Annotated in this window: 12 protein-coding genes; 10 read left to right on the top strand and 2 right to left on the bottom strand. The window is 42.0% G+C overall.

The genetic code is table 11. The features are described 5' to 3' along the window. On the top strand, positions 1–1,491 hold a 1,491-nt coding region (locus E1163_RS12930), incomplete at its 5' end, for a hypothetical protein (protein ID WP_221417996.1). Between the two features lie 367 nt (positions 1,492–1,858). Here the strand turns inward: E1163_RS12930 and E1163_RS12925 are convergent. Further along, positions 1,859–2,842 carry a GlxA family transcriptional regulator gene (locus tag E1163_RS12925; RefSeq protein WP_155172378.1) on the bottom strand — a complete coding sequence of 328 codons (984 nt, stop codon included), beginning with the start codon at positions 2,840–2,842 and terminating at the stop codon, positions 1,859–1,861. Between the two features lie 300 nt (positions 2,843–3,142). Here E1163_RS12925 and E1163_RS12920 point away from each other — a divergent pair, with 300 nt between their 5' ends. Genes E1163_RS12920 through E1163_RS12910 form a run of 3 tightly spaced genes read left to right on the top strand, consistent with a single transcriptional unit; the run spans position 3,143 to position 4,539 of the window. Next, a complete protein-coding gene (locus tag E1163_RS12920) occupies positions 3,143–3,670 on the top strand; it encodes a DinB family protein (protein WP_155172375.1) in 528 nt (175 codons plus the stop codon). Continuing rightward, positions 3,667–4,071, top strand: a complete 405-nt coding sequence (locus E1163_RS12915) for a VOC family protein (RefSeq protein WP_155172372.1) — start codon at positions 3,667–3,669, stop codon at positions 4,069–4,071. Before E1163_RS12920 ends, E1163_RS12915 begins: the two co-directional genes overlap by 4 nt. A 36-nt stretch (positions 4,072–4,107) precedes the next feature. After that, on the top strand, positions 4,108–4,539 hold the full coding sequence (locus E1163_RS12910; RefSeq protein WP_155172369.1) for an SRPBCC domain-containing protein: 432 nt from the start codon (positions 4,108–4,110) through the stop codon (positions 4,537–4,539). 51 nt (positions 4,540–4,590) lie between these two features. On the opposite strand, the gene E1163_RS12905 is transcribed toward E1163_RS12910, so the two are convergent. Continuing rightward, positions 4,591–8,124, bottom strand: a complete 3,534-nt coding sequence (locus E1163_RS12905; RefSeq protein ID WP_155172366.1) for a reprolysin-like metallopeptidase — start codon at positions 8,122–8,124, stop codon at positions 4,591–4,593. Positions 8,125–8,337: 213 nt separating this feature from the next. On the opposite strand from E1163_RS12905, the gene E1163_RS12900 reads away from it, so the two are divergent. The 6 genes from E1163_RS12900 to E1163_RS12875 form a co-directional block, all read left to right on the top strand. After that, entirely contained in the window at positions 8,338–8,940 is a 603-nt protein-coding gene (locus E1163_RS12900) for an RNA polymerase sigma-70 factor (protein ID WP_155172363.1), read from the top strand. A gap of 50 nt (positions 8,941–8,990) precedes the next feature. Further along, positions 8,991–10,007, top strand: coding sequence for a FecR family protein (locus E1163_RS12895; protein ID WP_155172360.1), 1,017 nt, complete (start codon positions 8,991–8,993; stop codon positions 10,005–10,007). Further along, positions 9,994–11,943 (top strand): STN domain-containing protein, encoded by a 1,950-nt coding sequence (locus tag E1163_RS12890; protein WP_155172357.1) that lies wholly within the window; start codon positions 9,994–9,996, stop codon positions 11,941–11,943. Before E1163_RS12895 ends, E1163_RS12890 begins: the two co-directional genes overlap by 14 nt. A 290-nt stretch (positions 11,944–12,233) precedes the next feature. Then, positions 12,234–13,379 carry a hypothetical protein gene (locus E1163_RS12885; protein WP_155172354.1) on the top strand — a complete coding sequence of 382 codons (1,146 nt, stop codon included), beginning with the start codon at positions 12,234–12,236 and terminating at the stop codon, positions 13,377–13,379. Between the two features lie 43 nt (positions 13,380–13,422). After that, entirely contained in the window at positions 13,423–15,795 is a 2,373-nt protein-coding gene (locus E1163_RS12880) for a TonB-dependent receptor (RefSeq protein WP_155172352.1), read from the top strand. 423 nt (positions 15,796–16,218) lie between these two features. After that, a partial coding sequence (locus E1163_RS12875; RefSeq protein ID WP_246223649.1) for a right-handed parallel beta-helix repeat-containing protein occupies positions 16,219–17,715 on the top strand: 1,497 nt, incomplete at its 3' end.

Below are 17,715 nucleotides of genomic sequence, written 5' to 3'. Positions count from 1 at the left end.
AACCATATTCTTATATCAGGAAAGGATCACGAGCAAAAAAGTTACACAGTATTGAAGTCTTTAAGTTCTGGTAAGATAATGTGGAAAGAAAGTGATAATGAATTGGTTGATGCACATCAGTTAGAAAATGGAGATATTGTCCTTTCATCACGAAAAAATGTTTATAGAATTAATCCAGAAAGTGGTGAGCAATTGTGGAAAAGCAATATATCCGAAGAAAAGGCTCGTAAGTTGCTGGGTTTTGAAATTATTATTGGTTCAAATAAGGTCAAAATTTCAAAAACTAACCTTATCAAGCATCCATCAAAACCGATAGTTTATGTGGGCGAAGAAATGCAAAAAAGTGAACCTACACCCGCAGATCCTAATAATGTATTATATACCATGCATTATGTTGCGTTTGACTTGAATACCGGAAATTACATATGGAAGGAACCGTTAACAGCTGCAGGTAAACTGAGACCTTTGCTCTTTACGGAAGAAGGAATTATATCCCATAAGATGATTAACTTCAGTAACAAGGTTAACCTCATGCAGTACGACAGTACGAAAACTGGTATGTGGGGCAATAAAAAGAATGGTGTAAATGTTAAGGGTACGTTAACTAATTTTAGCAATATTAATACTGGTACTTTCCTTTTTTCACAGTACAGGGAAGGGTCTGGGTTCCTTTATTTTGTAAGCAAAGAAACAGGAATGCCAGATGACGGTGAAATTAAGCTTGATGGAGATTTGAACTCAATTAAAGATTTTGGTGCGAATGTTTTTGTTCTGACATCTGCCGAAGCGACCGTATTAAAACTTATCGATGCAAAATACAAGGTTACTGAGACTATTGAGACTTCTCCTTCTCTGGTAGCCGAAAATGAAGAGACCATATTTATTTATGATGTTAAGGAAAGCATGATTAAAGCTATGAACAAAAAGACTGGGGCTTTAATTGAGTTATCAAAAAAAATAAAGCTTAAAGGAAAAGAAGACATAACTCATATAAAATTGATAAAGGAAGGGATAATACTTAATTCACTTCAAGAAATTTTCCTTTTTGGATACTCGGGAGATATAAAATATCATAAATATTATGAGGCTCCTAAGAAATCGGACGTAACTGAAAAACTTGAATCTGCGCTACAATTGAGACATAGCTATGAGAATTTTTCTAATGAGAATTTTGCAAATACTGATGATGAGTTGGTTCTTGAGTTTTGTAAAAGCAAGATCGAGTACAAAAATGTAACGATCCCGATTAGTAAGAAATATATAGAGAAGCTTGATGAAAGGCTTGGTCAAATAAAGGATAACCAACATTTTACATATGTTATCAGAGGAGGTGAAGTTAATACCTTTATGAAAATCAATTTATCAACGGGAGAACCTGTTGAAGAAGTTTCTTTAGGAAGTGAAAAGAGGCCGGATTACCTCATTGATGCCATTACAGGTTATCTGTACCTAATAACCGAAGATAAGATATTAAAAGTGTTTAAACTTTGAAAAGTTTTTGGGGAACCAACAATAGCAACTTCTAGAAAAGGGAAGTGTCATACTGACGCTTCAAAATAATTTTCTATAACTTAAAGGAAGCCGTTTTGGCTTCCTTTAAGTTATAGCACAAGATATATTAAATAACCGGAGTTGTGGCTTCAGTTAAAAGCTGATATCGATACTACAGAACAGTTAAGCTTTACCCAACTTACGGAAGTTTAGTAAAGCCGCGATTTAGCTCTGTTAGCTGCCGTTCTTAAAATAAATTTACCAGTAAAAAGTATGCGTGGATGATATTTTTTACCTCTGGCAGATATAGTCTAAATGCCTTTTCCTTGAGAACTACAAGTTTCTGATATACTGAATCATTTGTTGATTAAACCGGCAATTCCACTTCCTTATTATACTTATTCCGATACTCAACCGGCGTAAGTCCGGTCAACCTCTTGAACAAATTCCTAAAGGCCTTACTGTCGGAGTAGCCGACATCATACATTACCTCATTGATATTCTTTCGGCTCAATTCAAAATCGCGCTTGGCAGCTTCAACTTTCACACGCTGCATATATTCGGCAATGGTGTTATTGGTTGCTTTTTTGAACCGCCTTTCAAAACTTCTTCTGCTTACCCCCAATATGCTCACAAGATCGTCAATGGCTATTTTTTCCTGATAGTTTTTTTCAATGTATTCCTGGCCTTTTTTTACATCTTCATCATTGTGATCTTTTTGTCCGCTGAATATGGTAAAGGCCGCCTGGCTCTCCCGGTCTATGTCTATGGCAAAATACTTTGCCGCAAGTATGGCAGTATCACGATCCACATATTTCTCTACGAGGTAAAGCAGCAGGTTCCAGTAAGAGTTGGCCCCGCCGCTGGAATAGATGCCGTTTTCCTCTGTAATTATGCCGCCGTCCACAACCTCTACCTCAGGAAATGTTTCACGAAACTGGTTGTAAAAAGCCCAGTGTGTCGAACATTTTTTGCCATCCAATAGCCCGGTTGAAGCCAGTAAAAATGCCCCAAGGCATAACGAAGCCACTTCAGCCCCCTTGTTGTAGTGTTCTATGATCCACGGAATCGCCTCCCTGTTTTGCTCCACCGCCAGTTGCAAATCTCCAAACAAGGCAGGAATAATGATCATATCAGTTTTTGTAACTTCATTAAGCGTTTTGTCTGCCCGCACCGAATACACTCCTCCTAAAAAGCTAACTTCCTTCGACTGTCCTACCAGTTGTACCTCAAATAAAGGTTTCTTACCTGCAGCCTGTAAAAACTGATTTACCGCAGTGAACAGATAGCGCGGATCCGCAACTGCCTCCATTACAGCAGATTCAGGTACGAGTATGGATATATTTTTCATGGGTATAGGTTTTTAACAGGTTTAAACAATCAAATATAGTGCATCATAATGCCGGAATCAACTCCCCAAAATGCCGCTTTTACACCGCTACTTAGTCATGTTAACTATGGAACTTTGTTTTACAATAATAAAAATGATGGTGATACGAAGTCGTGCAGTCTTTCAAAAGACCCGCATGCAGACCGGGAAAAAGAATTTCAAGTGGTTGATTAAATGAGTGTTAGCAGGATATTTTATGTAAAGCTGCTTCAAATACTCACTACTCACTGCTAACATCTAAATACTAAAAAGATACAGACCATGGAAACTACTGTAGATGAAATATCGAAAAAATTAATTCTAAAAATTGATAATACATTCGATAAAATGGTTCATGCCATTACACGTTTTGAGGAAGGACAGTATAACACGGTGCCCTTTGAAGGCAGTTGGACTGCCGGCCAGGTAGTACAGCATATAATAATGTCTGTTGCGGAGTTACCTGATAAGAAAACCCAGGCCCCTCAAAGGAGTTACGACGAAAAGATCGACTCTATCGAAAAGCTGTTTTTAGACTTTGGGATCAAAATGGAATCACCGGAATTTATTATTCCTGAATATCAGACATATGACAAGACCGGACAGATCATGGAGCTTAAAAATATTCAGCACCGGCATGTGGAAACCATCAGGGATACGGACCTGTCAGCATTATGTGTAGACTTTGAGTTTCCAACATTTGGCTACCTGACACGCTTTGAATGGTTCAGTTTCTTTGTTTTTCATACTCAAAGACACACCGTTCAGGTCAATAATATATACCAGTATTTATCAAAACAGGGCTTATGAGCAAATTAATTACCTATCTCACCTTTAACGGCAACTGCAGAGAGGCCATGAAATTCTACCAAAACTGCTTTGGAGGAGAGCTGTACCTGCAAACTATCGGGGATACACCTGAGGCAGAAAAACTTCCTGCGAATCTCAGAAACTATGTGCTGCATGCCTCCCTTGACCGCAATGACCTGATATTGATGGGGACGGACATGGTAGAAGAGAAAGGCCTGGTCAAAGGAAATGCTATGTCAATAATGGTAGAATGCAGTGACGAAATGGAGGTGAGAAAATACTATGACAAGTTATCGGAAGGTGGAGTGGCAACGCACCCACTGAAACCGAATTTTTTCGGAAACCTGTTTGGCGGGCTTCAGGATAAATTTGGGAATCATTGGCTGCTGCACACCAAATAGATATATACAATAGTTTTACAACTAAAGGCAATAGCTATGAAAAGGGAAACATTTAAAATAACAATCGAAGCACCCGTAGAAAGGGTGTGGGAGGTATTGTGGAATGATAAATACTACCGTCGCTGGACATCGGTTTTCATGGAAGGGTCACATGCCGAAACCGACTGGAAGGAAGGTAGCAAAGTATTGTTCCTGGGGCCTGGCGGCGATGGTATGGTTAGCTCCATCATAAGCAAAAAGACTAATGAACAGATGGTGTTCAAACATTTAGGTACAATAACCAAAGGGGTGGAGGATCTTGATAACGAGTGGAGTGGTGCTATTGAATCGTACAAACTGGAATCTAACGGAGCCACTAAGCTGACTGTGGAGATGGACTCAACAGAAAAGTATTTTGATTACTTTAAAAAAACATGGCCGGTGGCATTAGACAACATAAAAGAACTGGCAGAAAAGGATAGTGTTTGAAAAGTACAAAAGCCCGGTTATCGTTAGAATAACCGGGCTTTGTATATTATATTATTTGGAAATAACAATCAGCGTGGTGTTCAGCATATTGTCACCAGCTACCTGCAAGGTATAAGTTCCGTTCGCGAGTGAAGCTACATTGATAACCTGTTCGGAATTCTTGCTCACCTCTACTGTTTTTGACAGCACTTTTCTCCCTGTAAAATCAATCACCCTAATTTCAGCAGCTCCGTAGATGCCTTCGGTTTGGATGATAATTTCATTGGATGCCGGGTTAGGGTATGCTTTTACCTGTTTGGCAGCCAGATCCTTCAACCCTGTAATCTCCTCAACAAACTCTACGGAAGAGCCATCGGTAGTACTTGTAACAATGGCTTCATTGCCGGCCAGGTCCCTGTAAGCAATTGAAAACGCAACAAGGCCCGGGGTATCGCCCTTACTCATAGTACGTGTAGCTCTCCATTGACTATCTACCAGGGATGCAACTACAGCATCACCGGAAATGGTCACCGTAGGATCATCAAGCTTTTCGCTGGCAATAAAAGTAAGCACTACTTTGTCATCAACGGTGGCAATTGATTTATCACTGTTGTCTGATGATATTGAGGTACTTGTTAAAGTCGGGGGTGTTTTATCAAAGAATACGGTTGACCCATCAGTGGTTGCGGTTACCTCTTTACCTGCATGGTCATTCAGATCAGCATAATTTATAGAGAAAACAACTTTTCCTTCAGCATCAGCCTCTGTGAAAGTGTGTTTAGCAATCCATATCCCTTCAGATAAAGATGCCGTGACACTGTTTCCCTGAATGGTTACTGTTGGTGTTTGGATTGTTTTGGAGGCTTCAAATCGCAAGGTTACTTCATCCCCAACTTTGGCAAGATCAGTGTTGGCATTAGCTGAACTAACATTGACTTCATCTAAAACAACGGGGGCTATTATATTTACAGTATAATCTTCAACCTCTCCATAGTTAAATATTTCACATGAACTGGGGACACCGTCATATTTCATACTAACCCTCATTCTTGTAGGTCCTTCCAGTGCTTTTGCAGGTACGGTAAATACGCCACTAACCGGAGAATCTTGAGAGGGGTCTTTAAACCATACCAGTTCTCCAGAGTTGTTAAAATCACCATTTTGATTGTAATCAATATAAACAGCGTAACCCTCATCATATAAATCTGATACCCATGTTGGAGTAATTGTGATTGTATAATTATTTGTGGCAACCAGATCAGTACTAATCGATGTGTAATCTGAATAGCCGCTGGTGGCACCGGTTACGTTGTTTATACTTCCAACTTGTACCGAACCGATAAACTCATCACTTATATCATTTCCTTGGGAAGGGCAGTATTCCAGTTCTTCCGTGGTAAAGGTAGTAATTGGAGTATATTCGGAGGATGACCCGGTACACCTGCTTCTTACCTGTACTTCGTATGTTGTTGTATGGGATAAATTAAGTAATTGTTTTGTGTTAGTTCCTGCTATGGTAGTTTTCCAGTCAGTTGTTCCTTGCGCCCTGTACCTGATGTCAAAAATGGCCCCGATGTTTTCATTCCAGGATAATGAAGCATCCAAAGGGTTTACATCAGTAACCGTTAAGTTGGTGGGGATGACAGCATTACAGCCGATGGCTTCTTCTATTTCAAAATCAGTATTACTGATATCATAGAAAATATTACCTACTGCCTCAACCTTAATCCGGCAGTTACTGGATAAACCATTGGGAACGGTTATCTCGGCTGAGCCATTATTTGGGGCATTGCTTAACAAAGTGATTGGGAAAGTTTGCCCTCCATCAGTTGACAGAAAAATGTTTACATGCGAACAATTAATTGGGGCTTGATCAGTATTGGCAACACTCCACGATACTACTTGCGGTTGGCCTTCATACCATGATATCGCTGTATTAGGCTCCATTACAAAGAATGGTCCTGAATCAGCGTCAACGGTAACTGCCATAGTATCATCAGAGGTTTGTCCGCCACCTGCGTTATTATCCCTTACGGTTAAAGAGAAGTTCATGGTCCTGCCTATAGAAGGTAACACCTCCCATGTTGAAGCCACATCTCCAGCCAAAACGGTACTAATTGCCGGCATATATCTGTTTGGTGATGAAGTACCTTCCAAAGACCTGAACAGAGGCCCCTGAGCCCAGGTAGATTCAGGGCTTCCGTCTCCCGGAGCCTGTTCAGGATCATTTTGTTCCCAGCAATAAGTAAGTGTACCATTACCGTCAGGGTCACTACCGGCGCCTTTAAGTACAAATGGTGTAGACCTTGGAATAATGTAGTCCTTACCGGCATCAGCTACAGGAGGATTATTGGAAAGATCAACAATTACAGGGCAGCCTGAGCTTTCTCCTGATTGCACATTAGCTGAGATATCCCTGATATTTACATAGGCGAAGTAAGCATCACTATTACTTTGGATATTTGTAGAACAGATACCGGCATAGCCCATGATACTACTTCCACTCGCAGGTTCTACTTCTGTTAAACCACTGCCACTTCTGCTACACGTGTTCATAGTATGGTAGCCACCAAATTGATGGCCGATTTCATGTGCAACGAAATCTATGTCAAAAGGGTCTCCCGTAGGGTCAGAACTTCCGGTATAGCCGCTTCCCTTTTCTCCGGATGTACATACGCAGCCGATGCAGCCGGCATTTCCTCCGCCTGTAGTATTAAAATTGTGGCCGATATCATAGTTAGCATCACCAATTGTTGCATCAATAACCTGCTGTGTTTTGGTATTCCATTCACCATCCCAGGGGTCAGCGCCTGTATCTCCAAAGTATATTAATTCGTCATTGTTGGCTATTATCTCCATGGTAATGGCAAGATCTCTTTCATAGATGCCATTTACACGAGTCATAGTGATGTTCATTTGAGCCAGGATGTTAGCTTTTTTCTCCGTGTCAGTGCCCGACCCGGCAAAGATGTTTCCATACTCCGCATTACACGATAAGGCCAGACGGTATTTTCTAAGTTTTTGGTCGTTTGTCTTTAAGGTCGAAACATTATTGATTTTGCCTGCTTTGCCAATATTTTCATCCATCATACACTGGAAGTCCTTCTCGTCCCTGGTGAGGTCCTTTCTTTCATATATAGCATATGTTGATTTGCCGGATGATATAGGATCAATATATGCCATACCTTTTGCAGTCATTAAAAGACCATGGAAACCTCTTTGGTTACTGATGCTAAAGCGTATAGTTGAGGTAGGGTTGTCAATACCCTGCCCTGCAAATGATTTTATGCCCGGGTATTTTTTGGCAAGGTCAGGGTGCAGGGTGGGGGCTTCCACCACGCTGAACTTTTCCATTTGGCCATCGGCATTGGGGAAATATATAACCTGCGCATGGCGTGAAGAGGCAGAACCTCTCATTCCGGTTAAATCCAGTGTTTTTCTGAGGGCTTCAAAATCCAGCTCAAGTGTTTTGTATGCGGTGGGCTTGCTGAGCTTACGGGTTAGTTTATCAGCCGGCTTAGCATCGGAGGCTTTCCAAAAATTGCTTTGCGTATATCCCGTTGTTAACGTGACCAGCAAAAGCAGAACAGTAAAAAATCTTTTCATTCGAGTTTGTAGTTATTTGGGTTGTGTTAAAGTAATTGTGGTTTACAAAATTACAATTGTACTACTTTTTTTCTTTAAAACCATATGCTGCCAATCTGCACCAATCAATAGTCAGTATTTTGTTTACACAGTTTGTTTGTTAGTCGCTACCTCAAAATATTGCATAGTTTCACATAACACCTATTTTTGTTTCCAACCTCACAATAAATCACTTTGACAGATTCCAAACATATTGCGACACAAATACGATCCGGTGATGAACAGGCCTTTGAAGTTTTGTTCAAAAGGCACTATGCCGGGATGTGTGGCTATGCGTTCAGATATGTGGAGGACAACGCTCAGGCAGAAGAAGTAGTTCAGGATGTTTTCCTCAACTTTTGGGAAAAGCGGTTGACATTGGAAATAACAGGTTCCATCGAGGCATATTTGTACAGATCGGTACGAAATGCTTGTCTTAACCATATTAAGCATACTAAAGTAAAACTCCGATACGCCGAGTCTCAGGTGATGTCTCTTTCTGAAACAGATAATCAGGTAAGTGACAAAGTTGTTGAGTTGGAACTGCGCGAAAAAATTGACATTTGTGTAGATCAGCTTCCGCCAGAGCGAAAGCGGATATTTAAATTGAGTCGAGAGGAAGGGCTTAAATATAAAGAAATAGCAGGTCAGCTCGGGCTTTCGGTTAAAACAGTGGAAGCCCAAATGGGAAAAGCCTTAAAGTTTCTCAGGGAGAATCTGATGGAGTATCTGCCTGTACTGGCTATTCTGGTGCAGGTTTCAATATTAGTTAAAGAGTGGTTGATAAAATATTTTTAGCAGGGAGTAAGGTTAAATGAAAGGTTAGTTGTCAGTATGTATACAGGATAATGGAAAATGATCGTACAAATATAGATGACGAGCTGTTGGCTTCGTACATGGCAGGTGAGGCAAACGCCGATGATACGGCTGTTGTTGAGCAATGGATTGGAGAGTCAGAAGCTAACAGACGCTATTTCGAGAAGCTGAAAGTTCTTTGGGAAAACACGGGTAGGGTGGCGCCGCACCAGGAGGCCAATGTGGATGTTGACCTTGCCTGGAATAAGTTTAAGCAACGAGCTGATCGTGAGATAACTGACGAGCCGGTGTCAAAGGCAAAAGGGAGACATTTGTATTTTTACCTTTCACGTATGGCTGCTGTCCTGGTAGTGGGGTTTGTTGTTTACCTCGTTTATCAGTCTTTGGAGAAATCACCCGAAGCCAATCAAGTGGAACTGATGGCCAAAGCGGTTACAAAATCTGATACGCTGCCAGACGGTTCGCAGGTTGCCCTCAATGTAAATTCGCTGGTTACCTTCAATGAAAATTTTTCTGAGACAGAACGGTCGGTAAGCCTGCAAGGAGAGGCCTTTTTTGATGTAGTAAAGGATGATAAAAAGCCCTTCGTAATAAAAACCAAGGATGTGATAGTCACAGTGCTGGGCACTTCTTTTTATGTGGAGGCTTATGATAGCCTGAATACTGTTGAAGTGGGGGTGGAAGAAGGTGTTGTGCAGGTGGAAAGCTATGGGGAATTAGTGCTTCTTGGGGCAGGGGAGCGTATTTCCATTGATAAGGGTAAGCAAAAGGTTAGCGAGCCGGATAAGTACAATCCTAATGATATATACTGGAAATCAGAGACTCTAATCTTTAAAAACGAACCGCTGGCCGGAGTCTTCGCCACCTTGGAAAAGGTGTATAACATAAAAATTAACGTTGAAAACCCCCGGATATTGAATTGCAGGCTTACAGGCAAGTTTTATAAAGAATCACCCGCTCACATTTTTGAGATCATAGAGACCAACTTTGAGCTTACCTCGGTGGAACAGAACGCCGGTTTTACAATATCAGGCGATGGTTGTGAGTAGTGCTCATAAATATGGCTTATTGGTGGCCATGTTCATATTGTGCTTGTCTGCCAATGCACAGCAAGGCAATCTTTTACACAGAAAAGTCAGGCTGCAAACGGAGGCACTTCCGCCGCAGGACGCGCTCATGAAGCTTTCTGATAAAGCCGGGTTTACATTCTCATACGACGCTTCCATTTTTTCTGACCCGGCAGGGGTTGCGGTTAACTTAAACAATCAATCTGTAAAGGTGGCGCTTGACGAAATTCTGCCACAGAACATAACTTATAAAGTAAGTGGAAATCACCTGATCTTACTGAAAAAAACAGACTATGCGGAGTCGGGTAAACGTCAAAAATATGTGATTTCAGGTAGTGTGCATAGTGCATTTAACAACGAGCCTTTAGAAGAGGTATTGGTTTATGAGGTGAGTAGTTTGGTTTCTGCGGTTACAGATTCCAGGGGACGGTTCACTATGTCAGTGCCGGCTCAATTTGCCCAATTAGGGTTGTCATTTAATAAAACAACCGTAGAAGATACCATTCTGATTATTCCTCCAAAAGACCAGGATTTGATTATTTCCCTTCGCTCTGTGCGGAATGTCACGCCGGCCCATGCCATTAAAACACTGCAATTTGAGCAAAACCCTACTTTAGAGTCTATGTCGTTGGTACAGAAGTTTGTGTCCGTGCAGTCGATGAGCAGGGTTAAAAATGCTGATCTCGTTATTAATAAAGTAGGACAGGTCTCATTTCTTCCCACATGGGGGAGCAATTTGAAAATGAGTGGTTTGGTAGAGAATAAATTCTCTCTGAACGTACTCGTCGGATATGCCTACGGAACCAGTGCTTTTGAAGTAGGCGGTGCCTTTAATATTATCAGAAACGATGTTAAAGGAATGCAGGTAGCCGGTGCAGGGAACCTGGTAGGTGGCAGTACCCGGGGTGTCCAGGTCGCAGGAGTTTTTAACCACAACAAAGGCTCTCTGGTAGGCTTCCAGATCAGTGGAGTAAATAACATGCTTATCGATTCGCTGAAAGGGGTACAGGTAGCTGGGGTTAATAATATCCTCAAAGGCAAGATGAAAGGAATACAAATAGCCGGCGTAAATAACCTGACGACCCAAAATGTGGACGGCGTGCAGCTTGCCGGTGTTACCAATATTGCCCGGCAGGATGTGAGTAAAGTGCAAATAGCAGGTTTATTAAATAAAGGAAATAATGTGGATGGCGTACAGGTGGCAGGCCTGATGAACCTGGCCAAAGGGAAAATAACGGGAATTCAAATTGCCGGCTTGCTCAACAAGGCCAGTAATGTAAATGCCATACAGTTTGCAGGTATTGGCAACATCTCCAGGGATACTGTTTCAGGGGCTCAGGTTGCAGGATTGTTTAATCATGCACGATATATAAAAAGTAGCCAGATAGGGCTGATCAATATTTCAGATTCCGCTTCAGGAGTTCCCATAGGCCTGCTGAGCTACGTGAAGAAAGGATTCAGGGCTATTGAATTATCCTCCGATGAAATTAGCCCCGGGAATGTCGTATTTAAAACAGGCGTTAAAAAACTATACAACATATTCTCTTTCGGCTATGGTAGCTGGAACGGCAGCAAAGTATGGAGTTTTGGATATGGGTTAGGCTCCCAAAAATCCCTTTCGGAAAAGTTCCAGATGGGCTTTGAATACAATTCAAAATGGGTCAATGAGCAAGATGCTTTTCAAAAAGACTTAAATTCACTCCATCGCATCAATTTTGACTTTGGCTTAAGGACAAATAAGCTGGTTTTTTCTGCAGGTCCATCCATCAATGTCTGGCTTTCAGAATGGAAGAACAAGGATACTAATGAATACCTCACACGGCTGGCACCTTACACGATATTTGAAAAGGAAATTGGTACTACCCAGCTTCAAATGTGGATTGGTGGCCGCTTAGCCATTCAATTTCAACTACATTAAATCATTTGATTTTTAAAGGATCACCTTTGGATCGATATGATTTCCGGAAGGGTACTAACATTCAAATCTTGTCCAATAGACATTTGTTAATAGCAATAGGCCCAGGTTACCCGTTTCATCGTTAAGATTCATATTACAAGCTCTATTTTCAGGTTTATTCACTCTGCAAATTACGTCTGGCGCCGTAAGACCTTCCTTTTTAAAAAAAACATAAAAATTTTCTCCCATGAGTAAGGGTAAAATTCCAGCCTGTTGTCATCCCTATATAACCAATAAAATAAAACAGGAAAATGAATACAAAAGGAATAACACTACTCATAGTTTTTTGCCTTACCCATATCTACCTTATCAAAGCGCAGGCGCAGGATAGTTTGTACAAACGTCCTGCACAAATCACCTTTGTGCATCCATTGGGCACCAATGGGTTTAAATCCAAAGAAGTCGTTAATAATTTCTCCCTTAATCTATTAATGGGCTCATCGGCAGGATTGCAGGGTATGGAAATGGGAGGTTTGTTCAACAAGACCTACGGTGCCACTTCAGGCTTGCAGGTTGCAGGGCTTGGCAATCATAACTCTGGTCGTATGCATGGAGTCCAGCTCTCCGGGATTGGTAATATTACTACCTCATTACACGGATTTCAGTCCGGGGGTCTTTTTAACATAAACAAAGCGGCTTCTGACGACACAGGCCATCAGCAACAAGGATTGCAATTGGCTGGCATCATCAATATCAGCGACAATTCCATGAAAGGCCTCCAGGTTGCCGGGCTCATTAACCAACAGGCCGATTCGCTCAAAGGAGTACAATTGGCAGGGGTACTCAACAATACTGAGCATGCCGTCAGTGGATTGCAGATAGCAGGTGTCATCAATAAAGCAAAAACCTTATCCGGTGTACAGTTTGGCTTGATCAATATTGCCGATACGCTGAAAAACGGTATCCAGGTTGGCCTTATCAATATTGCGAAAAACGGATATAAAACAGTGGAACTCGAATACAATGAGACCTTTCAGCTAAGTCTTAATTATAAAATGGGTGCACCACATTTTTACAGCATCATTTCTCTTGCCTATGCAGAGCATGACGACATGCGGTTTTGGGCACCTGGCTTTGGCGTAGGAACCTTTAGACCGATAAACCAAAATATAGGGATTAATATAGATGCCATTCATTATCAGGTAAACGAGGATGAATGGTGGACAGAAGAAGTTAACATGCTTGAAAAGTTGAAAGTCACCGGCTCGTTTAAGCTTTTCCAGCGTCTGTCAGTTTATGCCGGAGCTACCCTGAATGTTCAGATCACCGAAATAAAGGGTGCAGAAGAAGGTATGATAGGAAGCAGGCTTGATACTCCCGACTCATGGTACGATAAAACGCATGACAACACCAGAGTGACCATATATCCTGGTTTTAGCGCCGGTATCCGGTTTTAAGAGGTGAAATAATCGCTCAGTCCTTTTACTAAAAACTTACAAAATGAAAAACAACAGCACCAAATATAAATTTAGAATGGCAATTTGTGCCCTTTTTGTAGCCATCTGCCAATCCCTGAATGCCCAGTCACTTACACAGACGATCAGAGGCAAAATTATAGACCAGGACTCGCGGACAGCACTTCCGGGAGCCAATATCATTGTTATAGGAACGGACCCCGTGTTGGGGGCAAGTACTGATCTGGATGGAGAATTCAGGATAGACAAAGTGCCTGTGGGGCGTGTAAGCCTTAAAATAACCTACATAGGCTATGAAGATATACTCCTGCCAAATGTACTGGTTACATCAGGCAAGGAAGTAGTACTCGACCTTAATATGCAGGAGTCACTCACCAGCATGGATGAAATAGTGATCAAGGCGGACAAAGACAAATCGGAAATTGCCAATGAAATGGCGTTGGTGAGTGCCAGAGGTTTTACCGTGGAGGAAACCAAACGATATGCAGGCTCCTTAAATGATCCTGCCAGAATGGTGTCTGGCTATGCCGGAGTTACAGGCGATGCTTCAGGGAACAATTTTATAATTGTAAGGGGGAACTCACCCAGAGGCATTCAGTGGAGGCTGGAAGGGATAGAAATACCTAACCCGAACCATTTTTCTGATGAAGGTGCAACCGGCGGACCAATAAATGCATTGAATAGTGAGATGCTTGCCAATTCTGAGTTTTATACCGGAGCCTTTGCCCCTGAGTATGGTAACGCACTTTCCGGTGTGTTTGATATGAGACTCAGAAAGGGGAATAATGAGGAACACGAATACAGCGCATCCATTGGCATCCTGGGAACGGCGGTAACGGCAGAGGGACCATTAACCAGAGAAGGGAAATCATCCTTTCTGTTTAATTACCGGTATTCGACCCTTACACTCCTTAGCGAGCTGGGCATACTGGATTTTGATGGCGTTCCAAAGTATCAGGATGTGTCCTTTAAAGTACACCTGCCTACCAGGTCTTTAGGCACCTTTTCAATCTTTGGTCTGGGAGGTAAAAGCAACATCCTCACCAAGGAGTACGATGAAGAAGATGAAGATAAACTGTTGCACCAGGGTGACTATCAGGCCGATATGGGTGTGGTTGGTATTACCCAATACCTGCCCCTGGGAGCAGGAACATATCTGCAAAACAGTATTTCGGTTTCGAAAAATGGCAGTGGGTTTGTGGGGGAAGAGCCCGACGGTCAGCAAAAAATGGTCATGCTTGGTGATGCCCAACTGGACAAGTACTCAATCAAGGGAGCAACCACATTCAACCATAAGTTCAATGCCAGGCATAACCTGCAAACAGGGCTGATCTATACCTTTCACAACTTTGAATTTTTCAGCCGGTACTATGATCAGGTGCCTGGAGAGTACGTTGTAAATCAAAATACTGAACAGGACGCAACGCACTACCAGGGGTTTGTAAGCTGGAAGTATCGCCCCTGGGAGGATGTAACTTTGGTCAGCGGACTTCATGCTCAGGGTACTTCTTTAAACAGTCATGCTTCCATAGAGCCCCGTGCCAGTGTAAGGTGGCAGTTCCTCCCAAGACAAGCTATATCCGCAGGGTGGGGCATACACGGTAAGATGGAGTCTTTGACCAATTACTACAGCATAGTAGAAGATGATATGGGCAATACGTCAATGCCAAATACCGGATTGGACTTCTCTATGGCGCAGCATTACGTACTTGGCTATGAAAATAAACTCGGGAGCAATTTGCTTTTTAAAATGGAAGCCTATTATCAGTACCTGTATAATATACCCGTTGAAGATAACCCGAATAGCTCCTATTCATTGCTAAACCAGGTAGAGTGGTTTACCGACAGAAAGCTCGTGAACGAAGGCACCGGAGAGAATATGGGTGTGGAGCTGACCTTGGAACGCTATTTTGCAGACGGTTATTTCTTTATGGTTACCGGATCTCTGTATGATTCCAGGTACACGGCCATGGATGGGGTAGAAAGAGACAGCCGTTTTAATGGCAACTATGCCGGGAATTTACTGGCAGGTAAAGAGTTCGCCCTAGGCAGTAAAGGAGACAAGAAGAAGGTACTCGGCATTAACGCCAAAGTATCTCTGCTAGGCGCCAGGAAATTCACCCCTTTAGATGAAGAAGCTTCTATGGCTCAGGATAAAGAAGTATGGCTTGAAGATCAGGCGTTTTCACTGGAAGGTGACGATGTATTTCTCACCAACCTGAGCATTACTTACCGGATCGACAGAAAGAAGACAAGCCAGGAATTGAAACTTGATATTCAAAACATAACCAACAACGCAGCCAAAGTGGACCAGTATTACAATGATGTAACCAACGAAGTGGAATACCTCGATCAGTTGCCGTTGCTTCCGGTGCTGATGTACACTATTCATTTTTGATCACTATAAGGAGGTTGTACCTATCCTTGGCATGGATGTGCTGTATTCAGTAATCGGCATAAGGTGTGATCAGTTGGTAGCGGTCAAATTAAAATAATGTCTAGCTGTAGTCAGGGAAGTTAAGTTCTCCGGGATTGGAGATTGCTTCCCTCTACATGGTTAAATAAGTTAGTTTTGGCGTTTGAGGCTAGAGTCTTCTACACCTATCAAAATCTAAAATTGTTCGCCAATCCATCGCCATTCATGGCATTTCCTCTTTAATATCTTCTGTTAGTCGATAATCCGCCAATTTCATCGCACTTACTGCTGCCACTCACTGTTTGGTAGACGATAGATTTTTAAGTCCTTTTCAGATCATTCTTTTTTGAAGGTAGGTAAGTGGGGCAAGCAATTATTTTTTTAACTAATAACCATTTTTTTAACATGTCTAATTTTTTAGTAACCATGACAAAGCCATGGTTGACCAGGCTTGGTATGTTTTGTTTTATTATCATTTTTTTTATCAGTTGTGCGGAAGATGAACTTTTATCCGAGTCATCTTCTATGGGGGGCAATACGACCGGGGAGGTTGCTGTTACCCAAACAGAGGGAGTCGCAGGCTGCACCGATTCCCGAGCTATAAATACTGGAGGAGCATCTTATGATAACAACTCCTGCCAGTATGTGCCTACAGCCTGTGCTGATTGCGATTATGTTGTCCGTGCAGGTGATAAAGTAATTGATAATGACTGGATCAATTTACCCGCAGGCTCAACCATCGGAATTAAAACAGGCGGTAGGGAACCCATAATTTTTAGGAATTTTCATGGAACAGCAGATAAACCTTTCATTTTTATTAATTGTGACGGGCCTGTCAAAATCTCTGGCGATCTGCCCGGTATCAAACTTCACAACAGCAGCCATATCAGGCTTACAGGTACAGGGTCTGCAGATGACTATGGGATTGTAGTGGCAGGAACCAGGCCATTCGGTGTAGTGGCTGAATTAGGTACCACTGATTTTGAAATTGACCACCTTGAAATAAAAGGAACCAAGAGCGCCGGGATAGCAGCACGTACCAGGCCGGTATGTGATGGTAGTACTAACAGAGGTACTTTTGTCCAGAGAAATACTATCATCCACCATAACTACATCCATGATGTGGCAGACGAAGCATTGTATATAGGAGGTTCTCACTGGCACACCAGTTTTCCGACCATAAGCGAATGCTCCGGGAAAGTTTTGTACGAGCCCGAACTTGAAGGTGTACGCATCTATAATAATCGTGTGGAAAATACAGGCCGCGATGGCATTCAGGTAGGCAGTGCTACCAGAGATTGCCAGATTTATAATAATGAGATCATAAATTATGGCAGGAACAACATTACTGTTCACCAGTCCGGCATTCAGATCAACCCTGGTACGGTGGGTGAGATATACAATAATTATATTAAAGGAGGTACAGGCAGGGCTATTTTCTTAAATGGGTTTGATAACCAGGTGTACAATAACCTTATTGTAGACTGCTCTAAAGATGCCATACATATCGGGGACAGAAACCCTCCGGCAGGCATGAGTTATAGAATTGTAAATAACACACTTGTGAACATCAAAGGCTATGGTGTTAAAATGAACTCAAACCTCAGCGTCAATAATGTTTTTTATAATAATGTATTGGTCAACGCAGTCGGAGATGTGCTAAAATTTGATAAGAAAATGGACTTCGATATCAGTAACAATTTTATTGGGAACAATATAGAAGATGCTATTTTCTCCAATCCACAAGCACTTGATTTTTCACCTGTAGAAGGTAGTCCGATAGTAGATAGTGGACTGGATATGGAAGAAATAGACAACGTGAATATAGCCAGCGATTATTTGTTTCATCTGAGGAAATCGGGCCAGCATGTAGATATCGGAGCTTTTGAGCGACAGGTAAAT

This window comes from Fulvivirga kasyanovii (genome assembly GCF_009711405.1).
GTDB classification, from domain to species: domain Bacteria; phylum Bacteroidota; class Bacteroidia; order Cytophagales; family Cyclobacteriaceae; genus Fulvivirga; species Fulvivirga kasyanovii.
The sequence above is the reverse complement of the archived record's forward strand: the minus strand, read 5'-3'. Positions and strand labels throughout refer to the sequence as shown.

Bases quoted from the DNA above. Each gene is read 5' to 3' on its own strand.
- E1163_RS12920 (WP_155172375.1), top strand. From the start codon at position 3,143: ATGGAAACTACTGTAGATGAAATATCGAAAAAATTAATTCTAAAAATT.
- E1163_RS12880 (WP_155172352.1), top strand. From the start codon at position 13,423: ATGAAAAACAACAGCACCAAATATAAATTTAGAATGGCAATTTGTGCC.
- E1163_RS12915 (WP_155172372.1), top strand. From the start codon at position 3,667: ATGAGCAAATTAATTACCTATCTCACCTTTAACGGCAACTGCAGAGAG.
- E1163_RS12905 (WP_155172366.1), bottom strand. From the start codon at position 8,124: ATGAAAAGATTTTTTACTGTTCTGCTTTTGCTGGTCACGTTAACAACG.
- E1163_RS12890 (WP_155172357.1), top strand. From the start codon at position 9,994: ATGGTTGTGAGTAGTGCTCATAAATATGGCTTATTGGTGGCCATGTTC.
- E1163_RS12925 (WP_155172378.1), bottom strand. From the start codon at position 2,842: ATGAAAAATATATCCATACTCGTACCTGAATCTGCTGTAATGGAGGCA.
- E1163_RS12885 (WP_155172354.1), top strand. From the start codon at position 12,234: ATGAATACAAAAGGAATAACACTACTCATAGTTTTTTGCCTTACCCAT.
- E1163_RS12910 (WP_155172369.1), top strand. From the start codon at position 4,108: ATGAAAAGGGAAACATTTAAAATAACAATCGAAGCACCCGTAGAAAGG.
- E1163_RS12895 (WP_155172360.1), top strand. From the start codon at position 8,991: ATGGAAAATGATCGTACAAATATAGATGACGAGCTGTTGGCTTCGTAC.